Source organism: Aquincola sp. J276 (assembly GCF_024700035.1).
Classification (GTDB): domain Bacteria; phylum Pseudomonadota; class Gammaproteobacteria; order Burkholderiales; family Burkholderiaceae_C; genus Aquincola; species Aquincola tertiaricarbonis.
The window spans coordinates 25863-43101 of the sequence record NZ_JAJONC010000001.1; the positions used below are offsets into that span (position 1 = coordinate 25863).

General features: G+C 72.8%; 15 protein-coding genes and 1 pseudogene. 4 read left to right on the forward strand and 12 right to left on the reverse strand.

Annotation, left to right across the window (positions count from 1 at the left end):
* Both LRS14_RS00135 and LRS14_RS00140 read right to left on the reverse strand, forming a co-directional pair.
* Positions 1 to 1554, reverse strand: coding sequence for a methyl-accepting chemotaxis protein (locus LRS14_RS00135; protein WP_046114622.1), 1554 nt, complete (start codon positions 1552 to 1554; stop codon positions 1 to 3).
* A gap of 119 nt (positions 1555 to 1673) precedes the next feature.
* Positions 1674 to 2909: a PEP-CTERM sorting domain-containing protein gene (locus LRS14_RS00140; protein WP_257798146.1), complete on the reverse strand. Its 1236-nt coding sequence runs from the start codon at positions 2907 to 2909 to the stop codon at positions 1674 to 1676.
* A 104-nt stretch (positions 2910 to 3013) separates the two neighbouring features.
* Here LRS14_RS00140 and LRS14_RS00145 point away from each other — a divergent pair, with 104 nt between their 5' ends.
* Together LRS14_RS00145 and LRS14_RS00150 are read left to right on the forward strand one after the other, a co-directional pair.
* On the forward strand, positions 3014 to 3976 hold the full coding sequence (locus LRS14_RS00145) for a LysR family transcriptional regulator (RefSeq protein ID WP_046114620.1): 963 nt from the start codon (positions 3014 to 3016) through the stop codon (positions 3974 to 3976).
* Entirely contained in the window at positions 3973 to 4941 is a 969-nt protein-coding gene (locus LRS14_RS00150; protein ID WP_257798147.1) for a tripartite tricarboxylate transporter substrate binding protein, read from the forward strand. The genes LRS14_RS00145 and LRS14_RS00150 overlap by 4 nt, the downstream gene beginning before the upstream one ends.
* A gap of 2 nt (positions 4942 to 4943) precedes the next feature.
* On the opposite strand, the gene LRS14_RS00155 is transcribed toward LRS14_RS00150, so the two are convergent.
* Entirely contained in the window at positions 4944 to 6527 is a 1584-nt protein-coding gene (locus tag LRS14_RS00155) for an MFS transporter (protein ID WP_257798148.1), read from the reverse strand.
* 149 nt (positions 6528 to 6676) lie between these two features.
* Here LRS14_RS00155 and LRS14_RS00160 point away from each other — a divergent pair, with 149 nt between their 5' ends.
* Entirely contained in the window at positions 6677 to 7027 is a 351-nt protein-coding gene (locus LRS14_RS00160) for an H-NS histone family protein (RefSeq protein WP_257798149.1), read from the forward strand.
* A gap of 6 nt (positions 7028 to 7033) precedes the next feature.
* Here the strand turns inward: LRS14_RS00160 and LRS14_RS30080 are convergent, their stop codons facing one another.
* The 8 genes and pseudogenes from LRS14_RS30080 to LRS14_RS00195 form a co-directional block, all read right to left on the reverse strand.
* The gene (locus LRS14_RS30080; protein WP_310740776.1) at positions 7034 to 7846 is read right to left on the reverse strand and encodes a general secretion pathway protein GspB; all 813 of its coding nucleotides are present in this window, start codon (positions 7844 to 7846) and stop codon (positions 7034 to 7036) included.
* A 2-nt stretch (positions 7847 to 7848) separates the two neighbouring features.
* A pseudogene (locus LRS14_RS30085) lies at positions 7849 to 7953 on the reverse strand (hypothetical protein); the annotation flags it as partial.
* Complete coding sequence (locus tag LRS14_RS00170; protein ID WP_310740777.1) at positions 7911 to 9602, reverse strand: AAA family ATPase; 1692 nt, start codon at positions 9600 to 9602, stop codon at positions 7911 to 7913. The pseudogene LRS14_RS30085 and the gene LRS14_RS00170, both read right to left, overlap by 43 nt.
* Positions 9578 to 9994 (reverse strand): Na+/H+ antiporter subunit G, encoded by a 417-nt coding sequence (locus tag LRS14_RS00175; protein ID WP_257798150.1) that lies wholly within the window; start codon positions 9992 to 9994, stop codon positions 9578 to 9580. The genes LRS14_RS00170 and LRS14_RS00175 overlap by 25 nt, the downstream gene beginning before the upstream one ends.
* A complete protein-coding gene (locus LRS14_RS00180; RefSeq protein ID WP_198157043.1) occupies positions 9994 to 10284 on the reverse strand; it encodes a K+/H+ antiporter subunit F in 291 nt (96 codons plus the stop codon). Before LRS14_RS00180 ends, LRS14_RS00175 begins: the two co-directional genes overlap by 1 nt.
* Positions 10281 to 10781 carry a Na+/H+ antiporter subunit E gene (locus LRS14_RS00185; protein ID WP_046115496.1) on the reverse strand — a complete coding sequence of 167 codons (501 nt, stop codon included), beginning with the start codon at positions 10779 to 10781 and terminating at the stop codon, positions 10281 to 10283. The genes LRS14_RS00180 and LRS14_RS00185 overlap by 4 nt, the downstream gene beginning before the upstream one ends.
* Complete coding sequence (locus LRS14_RS00190; RefSeq protein WP_257798151.1) at positions 10781 to 12832, reverse strand: monovalent cation/H+ antiporter subunit D; 2052 nt, start codon at positions 12830 to 12832, stop codon at positions 10781 to 10783. The genes LRS14_RS00185 and LRS14_RS00190 overlap by 1 nt, the downstream gene beginning before the upstream one ends.
* Complete coding sequence (locus LRS14_RS00195) at positions 12832 to 15783, reverse strand: monovalent cation/H+ antiporter subunit A (RefSeq protein WP_257798152.1); 2952 nt, start codon at positions 15781 to 15783, stop codon at positions 12832 to 12834. The genes LRS14_RS00190 and LRS14_RS00195 overlap by 1 nt, the downstream gene beginning before the upstream one ends.
* Before the next feature lie 140 nt (positions 15784 to 15923).
* Between LRS14_RS00195 and LRS14_RS00200 the strand changes: the two genes are divergently transcribed.
* A complete protein-coding gene (locus LRS14_RS00200; protein WP_046115492.1) occupies positions 15924 to 16349 on the forward strand; it encodes a hypothetical protein in 426 nt (141 codons plus the stop codon).
* On the opposite strand, the gene LRS14_RS00205 is transcribed toward LRS14_RS00200, so the two are convergent.
* A complete protein-coding gene (locus LRS14_RS00205) occupies positions 16331 to 17233 on the reverse strand; it encodes a YihY/virulence factor BrkB family protein (protein WP_257798153.1) in 903 nt (300 codons plus the stop codon). The genes LRS14_RS00200 and LRS14_RS00205 overlap by 19 nt on opposite strands.
* Positions 17234 to 17239: the final 6 nt, after the last annotated feature.

The window sequence follows — 17239 nt, forward strand, 5'->3', positions numbered from 1 at the left end:
TCAGCGGCCCTGCAGCCGGAAGCCGGCCACCACGCCGGCCAGCCGCTGCGCCTGCTCCTGCAGGCTGGTGGTGGCGGCGGTGCTCTGCTCCACCAGCGCGGCGTTCTGCTGCGTCATCTGGTCGAGCTGGCTCACCGCGCCATTGACCTGACCGATGCCGTCGCGTTGCTCTGCGGTGGCCACGGTCACCTCGCCGATCATGTCGGTCACGCGCTGGGCGCTGGTGACCACGTCCTCCATGGTGCCGCCGGCTTCCTGCACGAGCCTGGTGCCGTGCTCCACCTTGTCCACCGAGGCGCCGATCAGCGCCTTGATCTCGCGCGCGGCCTCGGCCGAGCGCTGCGCCAGCAGCCGCACCTCGCCGGCCACCACCGCGAAGCCGCGGCCCTGCTCGCCGGCGCGGGCGGCTTCGACAGCGGCATTCAGCGCCAGGATGTTGGTCTGGAAGGCGATGCCGTCGATGGTGCCGGTGATGTCGGCCACCTTGCGCGAGCTGCTGTGGATCTCCTCCATCGTGGACACCACCTGCGACACCACCTGGCCGCCACGGCGGGCGGCATCCACCGCCGAGGCGGCGAGCTGGTTCACCTGCGAGGCCATGTCCGCGCTCTGGTGCACGGTGGCGGTCAGCTCCTCCATCGAGCTGGCGGTCTGCTGCAGGTTGCTGGCCGCCTGCTCGGTGCGGGCGCTCAGGTCGTGGTTGCCGGTGGCGATCTCGGAGCTGGCGGTGGAGATGCTGTCCACCACGCCGCGCACCTGCCCCAGCGCCTGCTGCAGCGCACTGCGCATCGCGTCGATGGCGCGCAGCAGCTGGCCGGTCTCGTCCGAGGCGTAGCGGGCCTGCGGCTGGCCGGTGAGGTCCATCTGGGCGATGGCGCTGGCCCTCTTCTCGGCCTCGCGCAGCGGCCGCGTGATGCTGCCGGCCAGCAGCCAGGCCAGCACCACGCCCAGGCCGGTGGCCAGCACCGCGCAGGCCACCAGCAGGCTGGCGGTGCGCTCGGTGAGCTCGGCACTCTGCGCGGCGGCCTGGTCCAGGTAGCTGCGCTGCAGGTCGGCGATCTGCGTCACGCCGGCCAGGTAGGCCTTGGCGGTGGGCTCGAAGCGCTCATCGAACAGCTTGCTGGCACCGGCCAGGTCACCCGCCTGCTTGAGCTTGCTCACCTCGGCCCGCGCGGCCAGGTAGGCCTTGCGCATCGCACCCACCTCGTCGAACAGCTTGCGCTCCTCGGGCGTGCGCATCGCCTTGTCGATCTGCTCCTGCAGCTTGTTGGTCTCGGCGATGGAGGCGGCGGTGGCGGGGGCGAAGTATTCGATCAGGCCGCTGTCGCTGCTCTTGGCGATGGCCGCGGCGCGCTGCACGCCGGCGGTGGTGTTGCGCAGCCAGTCGGCGGTGGCGCGCTCGGTGCGGGCGTTGTCCGTCACCATCTTGTCCACGTGCTGGCCAATGTGGCGCAGCTTGACCACCGCGAACAGGCTGCTGGCAAAACACAGGCTGAGGATCACGCCCAGCACCACGGCCAGACGTTTGCCAATCGACATGCTGCTCAAGAACATCGGTACTTCCTTGTCGGTTGCAGGCGCGGCGCCGCCTTCGGCGCCACGCAACCTCCCTGTTGTCGGCAGGAAGCCGGCGGAAGTGAGCTTTTCGTCGCGGCGGGCGGCCCGCGCGGCCTTCAGCCGGCGCGGCGGCCCGCCGCGCGCCGGCGGGCCAGGCCGGCCACCGCGGCCAGGCCGGCGGCCATCAGCGCCCAGCTGCCGGGCTCGGGCACCGCGGGGGTGAAGCCCAGCTGCAGGCTGGCCACCCGCTGCAGCGCGGTGGCCTGGCTGGGGCTGAGCCCCAGGTCGCGGGCGGCGATCTCGCCGGCGCCCAGGCTGGCCGGGTCGCGTCCGGTGAGGGTGCCGAAGAGCGTGAGCGCGCTCAGGTAGGAGCCGGCGGTGCTGGCATGGGTGCCGTCGTCCCACCACAGGTCCACCAGGCCGTCGGTGGCGGCATCGGGGGCGTACATGTCGCGGGTGGCCACGCCCTCGGTCACGGCGCGCAGGAAGCTGTCTCCTACCGGCGCCACGCCCGCGAAACCCGGCGCGCCTGCGGCCAGGCCGTAGTAGGCGGCATGCAGGTCGGCGGTCATCGCCTCCAGCGAGGGATAGAAGGACGGCGCGGGCGTGCCGGTGGGCGTGACTACGCCGGTCACCGGATCGGTGACGGTGGTGGAGGGCGCGTTGATCAGGTTGGGCCGGGCCCAGGTCTGGTACAGGTACAGCTGCGTGGCCGCGCTGGCATTGGCATTGGCGGGGATGTTGCGCAGCAGGTTGCAGGTGCCGGCGCTGGCCCCGGTGGCCGCCTGGCAGGCGGCGGTGGTGCCGCCGATCAGGTCGCGCTCGCGGTAGCTGGTGGCCGCGCCGTCGTGCACGTAGCGCTCGATCTGGCGGGCATAGGCCTCGAAGTACGCCGGGTTGGAACTGAGCCCGGGCTGGCGGGGCAGGGCTTCGTCGCTCTGCTCCTGCAGCACCACCTGGTCCCACTGGCGGGAGCCGATGTTGCCGCGCAGGTCCCAGCCGGCCGGGTTGCTGTTGAGGTAGTGGCCGCGCAGGGAGGCGGCATTGCGGGTGGACAGCGCCACCTCGTAGTCCAGCCCCGCCTGCACCGTGAACTGCTTGAACACGCCCGGCACGCCGCCCCAGGGATGCGGCTCGAAGGCATTGCTGCCGGTGGCGTCGGCAGCCCACATCGCGGCGGTGAGGTCGGTCACCTGGCCGGCGTTGTAGCTCATCACCGGGTTGGTGCGGCCGAAGGTGTAGCTGTTGCCGACGAAGAGCACGCGGGTGGTGGCCTGTGCGGCGCCGGCGGCGGCCAGGCCGGCGGCCAGCAGGGCCGCGCAGGCGGCGGCGCGGGATGGGGTGAAGCTCATGCTTGTCTCCGGATCTTGTGGTGTGGATGTCCGGCCCGCAGGCTAAGGCGGGGTGCAAGCAGCGGTCAAATATACCGAGCTGGCCATGCTGATACGCTGTGCATATGGAGCTGCGCCATCTTCGTTATTTCGCCGCCGTGGCCGAGGCCGGCCACATGACCCGGGCCGCCGCCGCGCTGGGCATCCAGCAGCCGCCGCTGAGCCAGCAGATCAAGGCGCTGGAGGCCGAGCTGGGGTTGCAGCTGCTGCGCCGCCATCCCAAGGGCGTGGCGCTGACCGAAGGCGGCCGCGTGCTGCTGGCCGACGCCCAGCGGCTGCTGGCCGACGTGGCGGCGCTGCAGCAGCGCATGGCCTCCATCGCCCGCGGGGAACAGGGCCGGCTGGCGGTGGGCTTCACCAGCTCGGCCGCGGCCCACGGCTTCACGCCGCAGGCGCTGCGTGAATGCCGGCGGCGCTACCCCGGCATCACGCTGGAGATGAGCGAGGACCCGGCCGCCACGCTCACCGACGCGGTGGCCAGCGGCCGGCTGCACTGTGCCTTCCTGCGGGTGCCGGTGGCCCGGCCGCCGGGCCTGCGCTTCCACACGCTGCTGGAAGAGCCGGTGATGGTGGCCCTGCCGGCCGACCATGCGTTGGCCGCGCGGCCGGGCCGGGCCCTGCCGCTGAGCGCGCTGCACGGCGAGCGGCTGGTGCTGGTGCGCCGGCCCGGTGCGCCCGGCCTGTATGCCGACCTGCTGTCGCTGTGCCAGCGCGAAGGCGTGGCGGTGACCGTGGCCGCCGAGGTGGAACGGATGATGAGCAACCTCAACCTGGTGGCCGCGGGGGTGGGCGTGTCGGTGGTGCCGGCGTCGATGCGCGGCGCGCACGGCGATGCCATCGTCTACCGCCCGCTGGCCGATGGCGGCGCGCTGTGCGCACCGCTCACCCTGGTCTGGCGCGAGGGCGACGAGGCCGGTGGCGAAGGCCAGGTGGTGGCCTCCTTCATCGCGCTGGTGCTCGGCCTGGTGCCGGCGGCCACCGCGCCGCGCCGCAGCCGGTCGCGGCGGGCCAAGGCGGTGGGCGCGTGATCCGCCGCCGCTGCTGGCTGGCCGCCCCGCTGCTGCGCTGGCCGCTGCCGGCCTGGCTGGGAGCCGTGGCGGGGCCGTTGGCGGCGGCGGACTGGCCCACCGGGCCGTTGCAGCTGGTGGTGGCCTATCCGCCGGGCGGGGTCAGCGATGCGGCGGCCCGTGCGCTGGCGGAGCGGCTGTCGGCGAGGCTGAACGTGCCGGTGCTGGTGACGCACCGGGCCGGCGCGGGCGGTGCGCTGGCGCTGGCGGCCCTGGCGCGGGCGGCGCCCGATGGCCACACCCTGTGCTTCTCGGCCATCAGCCCGTTGACCACGCCCGACAGCCAGGCCGGCGGCGGCGCGGCGCTGCGGGCGCAGCTGGCGCCGGTGATGAGCGTGATGGCCACGCCGGTGCTGGTGGCCGGCACCACGGCGCTGCCGGGCGAGGGCTTCGAGGCGCTGCTGGCGGCCGCGCGGCGGCCGCAGGGGCTGCGCTGGGCCACCTCGGGACCGCAGACGGTGGGCCACCGGGTGCTGGAGGCGGTGGAGGCCGTGGCCGGCGGGCGCATCACCCATGTGCCGTACAAGGGCGGCGGGCAGCAGCTCACCGATGCGCTGGGCGCTCAGTTCGAGGTGCTGTCCACGAACGTGGGGCCGCTGCAGCTGGGCCACTTGCGCAGCGGCCGGCTGAAGGCGCTGGCCGTGGGCGCGCCGGCGCGGCTGCCGGTGCTGCCCGAGGTGCCCACGCTGGCCGAGCTGGGCGTGCCGCGGGCCAACCTGGTGTCGCTGTTCGGCATCTTCGCCCCCGGCCGCACACCGCCGGCGGTGCTGGGCCGCCTGAACGCCGAGCTGAATGCCGCGCTGCAATCCGCCGATCTGCGCGCGGCCCTGCAGGCCGCCGACAACCTGCCCACCGGTGGCTCCGCCGAAGACTTCGGCCGCCGCATCGAGGAGGAGGCCCGCGCCCGCGGGCAGCCGCAGCGGTAGGCCTACCGTTCCGCGAGGTAGTGCTGCATGGTGACCGCCTCGCCGGGGGCCAGGAAGGAGCGCACGCGCGTTTCCAGGTGGGAGTCGGCCTGCGTGGCACGGGCGCGCTGGTGCAGGTAGTCGGCCCAGGAGGTGACGATGAAGCGTTCCACGTAGCGTGCCGGATCGGACAGGTCGCGATACACCCGCCAGAAGGTGGCGCCGTCGCGGCGGCGCGGGCCGCGCAGCGCGGCCACCGCGTCCAGAAATTCAGGCGCCGCCGCCGGACTGATGCGGTAGCCGATCTCCACCGCCACCGGGCCGGCCTCGGGCGCCGGCTCGTCGGCCAGGATCAGCAGCTCGTCCACCGAGGCCGGCGTCACGTCGGAGCGCTCGCCCATGCGCAGCGGAAAGGGCCGCGCCAGCAACGCGCCGGCCAGCATGCCGCCCGCGGCCAGGCATAGCGTGAACGGCAGGCCGAACAGCCCCGACAGTGCGCCCCACAGCGCCGAGCCGATGGCAAACGAGCCGAGCGCGCTGACGGTGTGCAGCGCCATCGCCCGCGCGCGTACCCACGGCGGTGCGCTGGACTGGGTGGCGGTGTTGAAGGTGGACATCGCCGCCATCCAGCAGGCGCCGCCGATGGCCAGCGCCAGGTACACCACCGGCGGCCAGCGCACCAGCGCCGCCACCAGCATCACCAGGCCGTAGACCACGCAGCCGCCGTTGACGATGGTCTCCAGCCCCAGCCGCTGGCGCAGCGGCCCGATCACCAGGCCGATGGCCACCGCGCCGCCGCCCAGGCAGGCCATCAGCAGGCCGTAGCCCTCCGCGCCCAGGCCCAGCTGGCGCTGCCCGATGATGGGCAGCAGCGCCCACAGCGCCGAGCCGGTGCCGCTGTAGGCCACGGTGCGCACCAGCTGCGCGAACACCGGCTGCGAATGGCGCGCGAAGCGCAGCGCGCTCAGCATGCCGCCCCACAGCCGCTCGGCCGGCAGGCGCGAAGGCGGGTGCGGCGCCGGCGGATGGCGGCGCACGATCACCAGCATCGCCAGCACCGTGAGCACCGCCAGCGCGAAGTTCCAGGAGCCGCCCACCTGGGCGAACACCAGCCCTGCCAGCGCCGGGCCCAGCGCCCGCGCGGCATTGAACGCGATGGACACGCAGGTGATGGCCTGCGGCATCTCCTCGCGCGGGATGGAGTCGTTGATGGTGGAGTTCCAGGCCGGCGACAGCAGCGCGGTGCAGCAGCCGGCCACGAAGATCAGCAGCAGCATGGTGGTGGGCCCGGCCCAGCCGACCAGCAGCAGCACCGCCAGCAAACTGCCGGTGATGGCCTGCGTGACGAGGGCGCCGACGATCAATCGGCGCCGGTCGGTGATATCGGCCAGCACGCCGGCCGGCAGCGCCAGCAGAAACATCGGCAGGAACACCGCGGTTTGCACCAATGCCGCGAGAAACGCGGAGCCGGTCAGCTCCACCATCATCCAGGCCGCCGCCATCGTCTGCATCGCATTGCCGACGAAATACAAACCCCCGGCCAGCCACAAAGCGCGGAAGACGTCGTGGCGCAGCGTGACCCAGATGGAACTGTTGGCGGTGGTCATGTCGGTGGCGATTGCAGGAACCCGGTTTTGTGACGAAAAAGACATACCCTGGCTGCGGGTACGGTGGCTGCTACACCAAATAGAGATAATTGCCATCCACCCACAGGTGGAGTCCAATGTTGAATATTGACGTTAACCACAGCCAGGCCATGACCAAGACGTACGACCAGTTGAAAAAGCAGATCGAAGCGCTGTCGCAGCAAGCCGAAGCCGTGCGGCGCAAGGAAGTGGCCGGCGTGGTGGCCCGCATCAAGGAAGCCATCCAGGCTTATGAGCTGACCGCCGAGGACCTGGGTTTTGGCAGCGGCCGTGCCGGCACCAGCAAGAGCGGCGCAAAGAAGGCGCGGCCGGCCGCAAAAGGTCGCCGCCGTTCGGCCGCCAGTGCCACGCCGCGGTATCGCGATCCGTCGGGCAATGTGTGGGGCGGCCGCGGCCCGCGCCCGAAATGGCTGCGCGAAGCCATTGCGTCTGGACGCAAGCTCGAAGAATTTGCGGTCTGATCGCGTTCAATAGCTGACGCGAAAGCGGTAATTGCGGTAACGCAGTACCGCGGATTTCAGCGCAATCTGCTCCAGGACCAGGCCTGGAGCCAGTTCGTCGTTTTCGCGGAACAACTGTCCGTTGACGATGAGCATGCGGTTGGCCGCGGATTCGGAATACATCGCGCCGCCCATCACCAGCCGCGGTATTGCACGGCGCACGTCGTCGGGCAAGGACTGCAGGTTGTCGTGGATGCGCTCGTCGCCGCGGGATGCGGTGGGCGGGCGCTCGCTTTCCGGTGTGGCGGGCCGAGCCGGTGGCAGCGTCGGTGACACGGCCGTTGGCGGCGGCGTAGCCGGTGCGGCTGGGGCCGGTCGCGGGGCCGGCCGTGCGGCGGGCGCTGGCGATGGCGCAGGTGCGCGTGCGGCCGGTGGCGCGGCGGCGGGTGGCGGCGGCGATGGCACCGGTGACGGTGCGGGCGCCGGGACCCGGGCCGGGGCGGGCGCGGGCGCGGGCGAGGGGATCGGTGTCGGCACGGGCGCCGGCGCCGCGGCCACTGGCCGGTCCGCCACCGGCGGCAGGGTCGGCGAAGCCTGCGGCGCGGGCGGCGGCACCGCCGTGTCCGCCGGCGCCGGCCGTCGCATCGCCTGCCAGCCGAACACCGCCGCGGCGGCCAGCGCCAGGCCGGCCACGGTCCAGGCCAGCGCCGGCCCGCGGGAGGCGGCGGCCGGCGGCGCGGGCGCCAGCGGCACGGGGCGGGCATGCAGGTCGGGCACCGCGCCGCGCTCGCGTTCGCGCTCGGCATCGGCCTTCTTCAGGGCTTCCAGAACCAGCGACATCGTCAACTTCCTTGCGCAAGCCGGGGCTCTTGCACGCCGGTGGCGCGGTTGAGCTGCATGGTGGTCATCGGGCCCAGCACGCCGTCGGCGCGCAGGCCCTGGGCGCGCTGGAAGGTCTGCAGGCGCTCGCGCAGCGCGGCGCCGTCGCGCGGCGTGCCCAGCGCGCGGTCCAGGCGGTCGGCCAGCGCGGCCGACTGGGCCTCGGCGCCGACAGGCTCGGGCGGCAGCCGCCTGGCGTGGCGAACTCGCCGGTCCAGGCCTGCGCCAGCGCACCCAGCGGCACCGCGCGCGACTGGCCCTGCACCTGCAGCTGCGCCTGGCCGGCGCTGATGCCGGTGAGCAGCGCATAGACCTGGCCGCCGCGGCCGTCGGCCAGCGTCAGCAGGCCGGGGCGGTCGAGCAGCCGCACCTGGGCCAGGTTGGCCGGGCCGCGGAAGCACTGCACCTGCAGCCGCGCCCAGTCGGCGCAGGGTTCGGCCGCATCGGCCGGCAGGGCCCAGGCCGGCGCCAGCAGCCGCCAGGCGGCCCGCTCGTCGCGCGGCAGCATGGCCAGCAGCGCGGGCAGGTCGAAGCCGGCGGCGCTGGCCGCCGGGCCGGGGCTGTCGGCAGCAGCCGTCGCCGTGGCGGGCAGGGCGCCCGCCGGTGCACCGGTCGTCACCGAGGAGGCCGCGCTGGCTGCGGCCGCGACCGGCCCGGCGCCCGAGGCCGCCGCCTGGGGCCCCGTCGTGCCCGGCGTGCGTGCGGCAGGCGCGGTGCCGGTCGCGCCGGCCGGCCGTGCCCCGGCCACCGCGGCCGGCTGCTGCTGCCACAGGCCGGCCAGCCGGTCCGGCGCCAGCAGCAGCACGCCCGCCGCCAGGCCGGCGGTGGCGGCGGTGGCGGCCACGGCCAGGCCCCAGCCCATGGTGCGGCGGCTCGGGCGACGGGCGGGCGGCGTCGCCGGCGCGTCGAACACCTCGGCCGCCGCCAGGTCCGCCAGCGCGCGGTCCACCCGCGGCAGGCCGCGGGCATAGGCGCCCAGCAGCGCGCGGTCGCACAGCAGGTTGATGCGCCGCGGCACGCCGCGGGCGCGCAGGTGCACCCGGGCCAGCGCATCGGCATCGAAGGGCAGGGCGCCATGCAGCCCGGCCACGGCCAGCCGATGGGCCACGTACTGCGCTGTCTCGGGCGCGCTCAGCGCATCGAGGTGGAAGCGCGCGATCACCCGCTGCGCCAGCTGCTCCAGCGCCGGGCTGGCCAGCATGGTGCGCAGCTCGGGCTGGCCGATGAGCACGATCTGCAGCAGCTTGCGCTCGCTGGTCTCCAGGTTGGTGAGCAGGCGCAGCTGCTCCAGCACGTCGGCCGACAGGTTCTGCGCCTCGTCGATCACCAGCACGCTGTTGCGCCCCGCCGCATGGGCCTGCAGCAGGAAGCCGTTCAGCACGTCGACGTAGTCCTTCACCGTGGCCGCGGCGCCGGCGGCCGGGGGCGCGATGCGGAACTCGTCGCACACCGTCTTCAGCAGCTCCAGCGCGCTGAGCTTGGGATTGAAGATGTAGGCCACATGGCAGCCCGCCGGAATCTGCTCCAGGAAGGCGCGGCACACGGTGGTCTTGCCGGCGCCGATCTCGCCGGTCAGCAGCACGAAGCCGCCACCGCCGCCCAGCCCGTACAGCAGGTGGGCCAGCGCCTCGCGGTGGCGCTCGCTCATGTAGAGGTAGTGCGGGTCGGGCGCGATGGAGAACGGCGCCTGCTTCAGGCCGAAGAACTTCTCGTACATGGCAGGCTCAGGGGGGGACCGTGCCGCGCCGCGGAAGAGGGCGGCGGCGCCTCGCCGGGGCCGTCGCGCGGCGGCCCCGCATGCCGCTTGGCGGCGAAGCCGCGCTGGCGGAAGAGGGCCGCGCGCGCCAGCAGCAGGCTGGTGATCGGCGCGGTGATGGCCAGCAGGATGGGGATCAGCCAGGCCGACAGCACCGGCCGCTCGTCCAGCGCCGAGAAGTACAGCACCGAGGCCAGCGCCACGCACCAGCTGCCCAGCGTGATGGCCAGCGCCGGCGGGTGCATGCGCTGGAAGAAGTCGGGCAGGCGCAGCAGGCCCACCGCGCCGGCCAGCGCCAGCAGGCCGCTGGCCACCAGCAGGGCGGCCACCAGGACCTCGATCCACCAGGCCATCACTCCACCACCTCGCCGCGCAACAGGAAGCGGGCCAGCCCGATGGAGGTGATGAAGCCCAGCATCGCCACCAGCAGCGCCGCCTCGAAGTACATGCTGCTGTGGTGGCGCAGGCCCAGCACCAGCATCAGCAGCAGCGCGGTGATGGTGAGGTAGTCCAGCGCCAGCACGCGGTCCTGGGCGCTGGGGCCGATGAACAGGCGCACGACGGTGATGACCATGGCCAGCGCGAAGCAGCCGAAGGCGATCAGCATGGCCGTCCACAGCAGCGGAGAGATGGCGGGCGTCATTCGAAGATCTCCTGCAGCGGGCGCTCGTAGCGCTGGTGGATCTCGGCCACCAGCGCCGCCTCGTCGCCCAGGTCGAACACATGCAGCAGCAGTGTGCGGCCGTCGGGCGACAGCTCGCACCACACCGTGCCCGGGATCACCGCCAGGATGACGGCCAGCGCGGCCAGCGCATTGGCGTCTCGCAGCGTGATGGGCACCTGCACGAAACCCGAGCGCGGCCAGCGCTGCGGGCCGCCGAAGGCACCGCGCAGCACCCCGTGCAGCACCCGCAGGTTGGAGGCCACCACATCGCGCGCCACGCGGGCCAGCAGCAGCAGGGCCACGCCCGGTCGGCGCATGCGCACCCGCCCCGGCCGCAGCGAAGCGGTGAGCAGCGGCGCGCCGATGGCCACCACCGCGCCCAGCAACCACTGGCCGGCCGAGCCGCTGTCGGCCAGCAGCAGCCACAGCGCCAGCAGCGCGGCCGACAGCAGCGGCGCAGGCAGCAGGCGGCGCATCACTGCAGCACCCCCACGTCGGCGTCGGTGGGCTGGGGCTTGGGCTGGGTGGTCATCACCGCCTCGATGTACAGCGAAGGCGTCTGCAGGGCCTCGGCGGTGGCGCGGGTGTAGCGCAGCACGGCCTCGGCATGCACCGTGAGCAGCACGCAGGCCAGCAGCAGGCCGGCGATGGGCGCGCATTCGATGATCTTCAGGTGCGGCGCGGGCCGGTGCAGCGGCGTCCAGAAGTAGCGCACGCCGGCGCCGGTGAGCGACCACAGCGACAACAGGCCGGAGACGATCAGCAGCCCCAGCAGCAGCCAGGCCTGGCGCGGCGTGTCGGCCACGCCCAGGCCGCCCAGGCCCTGCGGATGGATCAGCGCCACCAGCATGCTGAACTTGCCCACGAAGCCCGACAGCGGCGGCATGCCCGCCACCAGCAGCGTGCAGGCGATGAAGCTCACGCCCAGGAAGGCCATGGCCGCCGGGATGGCGCGGCCGGTGATGGCCTCGCCGGCATCGTCGAATTCCGACGGCTCCAGGTCCTCCACCGGAAAGGCCAGTCCGCGGGCCTCGGCCTTCTCGGCGCCGGCCTGGATCTGGCGCGAGCGCTCGATCAGCTCGGCCAGCAGGAACAAGGCGGCCAGCGCCAGCGTGGAACTCAGCAGGTAGAACAGCGCGCCCGCGGTGAGCCCCGGCTGCCCGAAGCTGATGGCCGCCATCAAGGTGCCCGAGGACACCACCACCGCCAGCGCGGCCAGCCGGTCGATCTTCTGCGACGCCAGCATGCTGAGCGCGGCCACCGCCAGCGTGGCGATGCCGGCCAGCAGCAGCCAGCGGCCGCCGAAATAGGCCGAATCGCCCGCGCCGGCCGGGAACATCAGCGACCACAGCCGCAGCACGGTGTACAGGCCCACCTTCGTCAGGATGGCGAACAGCGCCCCCACCGGCGCGCTGGCCGCGGTGTAGGCCGGCACCAGCCAGAAGTTGAGCGGCCACATCGCCGCCTTGGTGAGGAAGGCGATGGCCAGGATGGCGGCGCCCGCATGCAGCAGCCCGCGGTCCTCGGCCGGCAGCACCGCGATGCGCTGCGCCATGTCGGCCATGTTGAGGGTGCCGGTCACGCCGTACAGCATGCTCACGCCCACCAGGAACAACGACGAGGCGGCCAGGTTGATGACGAGGTAGTGCAGCCCGGCGCGCACCCGCCAGCGGCCCGAGCCGTGCAGCAGCAGGCCGTAGCTGGCCGACAGCATCACCTCGAAGAACACGAACAGGTTGAACAGGTCGGCGGTGAGGAACACGCCGTTCAGCCCCATCAGCTGCAGCTGGAAGAGGGGATGGAAGTACACGCCCGCGCGGTCCCAGCGGGCGATGGCGAACACCAGCGATGCCAGCGCCACCACGGCCGTGAGCACCAGCATCAGCACCGACAGCCGGTCGGCCGCCAGCACGATGCCGAAGGGCACGTTCCAGTTGCCCGGCAGGTACACGCCCACGGCGCCGGGCGCGCCGTTGTGCTTGACCCAGTGCAGCAGCATCAGCGCCACTCCCAGGCTGGCGGTGGTGGCCACGAGGTTGATGGCCAGGTGCCAGCGGCGCCGGTGCTGCGCGGCCAGCATCAGCACCGCGGCCAGCATCGGCAGCAGGATGGGGGCGACCATCAACGAAGTCATGAGGTCTGCCCCCGTCCGGCTTGTACGCCGGCCGGCCCGCCGGGGGGCGGCGGTCGGGGATTCTTCGCCGTCGACGTGGTCGGTGCCGTTGAGGCCGCGCGAGGCCAGCAGCACCACCAGCAGCAGCGCCGTCATCGCGAAGCCGATGACGATGGCGGTGAGCACCAGCGCCTGCGGCAGCGGGTCGTCGTAGTGCAGCAGGTCCAGCGGCACGCCGGGGCGGATGATGGGTTCCTTGTCGATGGACAGCCGGCCCATGCCGAAGATGAAGAGGTTGACCGCATACGACAGCAGCGCCATGCCCATCACCACCTGGAAGGTGCGCGGGCGCAGCAGCAGCCACACGCCCGAGGCGGTGAGCACGCCGATGGCGATGGACAGGGTGATCTCCATCAGCTGCTCCGTCCGTCGGCCAGCGGCCCGGTGAGCGGCTCGCGCGCCACGCGGTGGCTGCGCAGCGACTGGTGCGCCAGCGCGATGAGGATCAGCATGGTGGCGCCCACCACCAGCGCGAACACGCCGATGTCGAAGAACAGCGCGCTGGCCACGTGCAGCTCGCCCACCACCGGCAGGTGCAGGTGCGCGGTGTGGGTGGTGAGGAAGGGGTAGCCCAGCGCCAGCGCGCCCATGCCGGTGAGCCAGGCGATGCCCAGTCCGGTGGCGATCCAGCGCTGCGGCCGCAGCCAGAAGTGCGACTCCACCCACTGGGTGCCGGCCACCATGTACTGCAGCACCAGCGCCGATGCCACCACCAGCCCCGCCGCGAAGCCGCCGCCCGGCTGGTTGTGCCCCCGCAGGAACAGATGCACCGCGAACACCATGGCCACCGGCAGCAGCAGCCGCGACAGCACCTTGGGCACCACCATGTAGCCGAAGGCCAGCGGCGATGCCGCGGCCTGCGCCGCGGTGGGCGGCGGCAGCAGGTCGGTGCTCAAGGGCTCGGTGGGCAGGTGGCGCTGCTGCGGCGGCAGCTCCACGCTCTCGGGCGCGGGCCGGAAGCGGCGCAGCAGCGCATACACCGTGAGCGCCACCACGCCCAGCACGCTGATCTCGCCCAGCGTGTCGAAGCCGCGGAAGTCCACCAGCAGCACGTTGACCACGTTGGTGCCGCCGCCCTGCGGCAGCGAGCGCTCCAGGAAGTAGGGCGAGATGCTCTGCGGGAAGGGCCGCGTCATCATCGCGTAGGCCAGCACCGCCATGCCGCTGCCGGCCCCCAGGGCCAGCAGCAGGTCGCGGGTGCGGCGCCAGCCGGGGCCGCGGCCGCGGCGCATCGTGCCCAGGGCCTCGGGCATCAGCCGCTGCGGCAGCCAGCGCAGGCCCAGCAGCAGCAGCACCGTGGTCACGATCTCCACCGCCAGCTGGGTGAGCGCCAGGTCGGGCGCCGAGAACCAGACGAAGGTCAGGCAGGTGATCAGGCCAGCGCCGGACGCGAGGATCAGCGCCACCAGCCGGTGGTACTTGGCCTGCCAGGCCGCGCCTACCGCGCAGGCCGCGCCCACCACCCACATCAGCACGAAGGTGGCCGCGGGCTCCACCAGCGGCCGCCCGCCGGCGGCCAGGCCCAGCGGCTGCAGCGCCATGAAGGCCGCCACCATGGCCGAGAAGAAGAGCCAGCGCATCTGCGGCTGCAGCCGCCGGGTGCCGAAGGCGCGCGACGCCCAGCGCGCAAACCACGACAGCTGCGTCACCGCCCGCTCGAACACCGCCTTGCCATGCAGGCCGCCGGTCATCGGCGTGCGGTGCAGGCGGCCGCGCTCGAACTGGCGCTTGAGCGCGAAGTACAGCAGCGTGCCGCCGGCCAGCGCCACCAGGCTCATCATCATCGGCGCGTTGAAGCCGTGCCAGATGGCCAGGCTGTAGTCCGGCAGCGTGCCGCCCACCACCGGCCGCGCGGCGGTGGCCAGGAAGGCACCCACCGACAGCGCCGGGAACATGCCCACCACCACGCAGGCCAGCACCAGCAGCTCCACCGGCACCCGCATCCAGTGCGGCGGCTCATGCGGCGCACGCGGCAGGTCGGGCGTGAGCGGGCCGAAGAAGATGTCATAGGAAAAGCGCAGCGAATAGGCCACGCTGAAGATGCCGGCCAGCGTGGCGATCACCGGCAGCCCGGTCTCCACCCACGGCAGCGAGCTGATGTAGACCGTCTCGGCGAAGAACATCTCCTTGGACAGGAAGCCGTTGAGCAGCGGCACGCCGGCCATGGCCGCACTGGCCACCATCGCCAGCGTGCCGGTGATGGGCATGGCCTTGAACAGGCCGTTGAGGCGGCCGATGACGCGCGTGCCGGTCTCGTGGTCGATGATGCCGGCGGCCATGAACAGCGAGGCCTTGAAGGTGGCGTGGTTCATGATGTGGAACACCGCCGCCACCGCGGCCAGCGGGCTGTTCAGGCCCAGCAGCAGCGTGATCAGCCCCAGGTGGCTGATCGTGGAATAGGCCAGCAGGCCCTTCAGGTCGCGCTGGAACATCGCGGTGTACGCACCGAACAGCAGCGTGGCCGCACCGGCGCCGCCCACGATCCAGAACCAGGCCTCGGTGTTGGCCAGCACCGGCCACAGCCGGGCCAGCAGGAACACGCCGGCCTTCACCATCGTGGCCGAATGCAGGTAGGCCGAGACCGGCGTGGGCGCGGCCATGGCATGCGGCAGCCAGAACTGGAAGGGCACCTGCGCGCTCTTGGTCAGCGCGCCCAGCAGCACCAGCACCAGCATCGGCAGGTACAGCGGATGGGCCCGCACCACGTCGCCCGAGGCCAGCACCGCATCCAGCTCGTAGCTGCCCACCATCTGGCCCAGCATCAGCACGCCGGCCAGCAGCGCCAGGCCGCCGGCACCGGTGACGGTGAGGGCCATGCGGGCCCCGCGGCGGGCATCGCCGCGGTGGTGCCAGTAGCCGATGAGCAGGAAGGAGAACAGGCTGGTGAGTTCCCAGAACAGCACCAGCTGCACCAGGTTGCCCGACAGCACCACGCCCATCATCGAGCCCATGAAGCCCAGCAGGAACGAGAAGAAGCGCGGCACCGGGTCGGCCGGGTTCATGTAGTAGCGGGCGTACAGCACCACCAGCGTGCCCACGCCCATGACCAGCATGGCGAACATCCAGGCAAAGCCGTCCATGCGCAGCACGATGTCCACGCCCAGGCTGGGCATCCAGCCGATGCGGTGCTCCAGCACGCCGCCATCGGCCACCTGCGGATAGAGCCAGGCCACCTGCAGCGTGCCCGCCAGCGCCACGATGCCGGCCAGCGTGGATTCGGTGTTGCGGGCGTTCGAGGGAAGCAGCGCAGCCACGGCGCTGCCGATGAACGGGAGGAGGACGAGGAGGGTCAGTGCATCAGGCATCGGCCGACCCATTCTAGAAGGCGGTTTTCGGCTGGCAGCCACGGTAGGCAGCGGCCTACAGCAGGTGCCGGCCTGCGCTGCCTGCACCGCCGCGCGGCGGGCGCCACCATGCTGTCCAGAGCGAATCGAGGAGCAGCCCCATGCAAGCACCCACCCCCCGTGCGCAGGACGGCGCACACGACATCGACGACGGCTTCGAGCGCTGGTACCAGGGCGGTGCGCCCGGTGCCGACGATGCGGACGTGGTCGCCGAGCCCGAGGCCCGGCCGCTGCAGCCGGCGCCGCCGCCGCGTGCGCAGCAGCGCGAAGGCTGGCTGGCCGCCATCGGCAGCGTGGCCGCCGTGGGGCTGCTGTGGGGCTTCTATGGCGTGGTGGACGGCGCGGTGGAACGCAGCGAGCTGCGCGCCCAGGCCGCGCCCGCGGCCGCGGTGGCCGCCGCCGATGCGCAGGCGATGGAGCGCGGCGAGGAAGCCGGCGCCGCCATCGACCGGGTGCATGCGATCTACAGCCTGCCGGCCGGCCCGGGTGCGGCGCCTGCCAGCGTGCATTACACCCGCTGGCCCTGAGCCGCCGGGCCCTCGCGGCCCACCGCGCCCAGCTCCACCGCCACCGCGGCACCCAGCAGGAAGATCTGGCTCGACCAGTACACCCACACCAGCAGGGCTGCGAAGGAGCCCGCGGCGCCCAGCGCCGACTGCGTGGCCGTGGTGGCCACGTACAGGCTGATGCCGAAGCGCCCGAGCATGAACAGGCCCGCCGCCACGGCCGCGCCGATCAGCGCATGCCGCTTGGGTAGCCGGGTGGTCGGCAGCCAGCGGATCATGGCCGCGAACAGCAGCGTGATGACGGCCCATGACCACAGGCTTTCCACCAGCGCCAGCAGCGGCGCCAGCAGTGGCCAGCGCACCGACACCCACTTCAACGCCACCAGCGCGGCCGTCTGCACCAGCAGCGCCACCGACAGCAGGAAGCCGCAGCCCAGCACCATGCCGGCGGCCAGCAGCCGCACCCGCAGCAGCCGCCACCAGGCCGCGCCGCTGGGCTTCTCGTTCAGCATGGACTGCAGCGCCGCACGCATCTCCACGAACACCGCGGTGGCGCCCACCAGCGTGGTGCCCAGCGCCAGCCAGGAGCCCCAGGCCGTGTTCTCGGCCGACAGCCGGCCCGAGGCCTGCTCCAGCAGCTGCTGCAGCACCTGCGTCTCGCGCTCGCCGATCAGCCGGGACATGGTGTCGAGCAACGACGCCTGCGCGCCCTGGTCGCCGAGCAGCCACACCATCACGCTGGTGACCACCACCAGCATCGGCGCGATGGAAAAGGCCGCATAGAAGGCCACCGCGCCGCCATGGCTGGCGCCCTTGGCATCGCTGAAACGTTCGAAGGCCGCCAGCGCGATGCGCAGCGGCAGCCATCGGGTGACACGTTCGGTCCAGGTGGTGACGAAGCTCATCCCGAC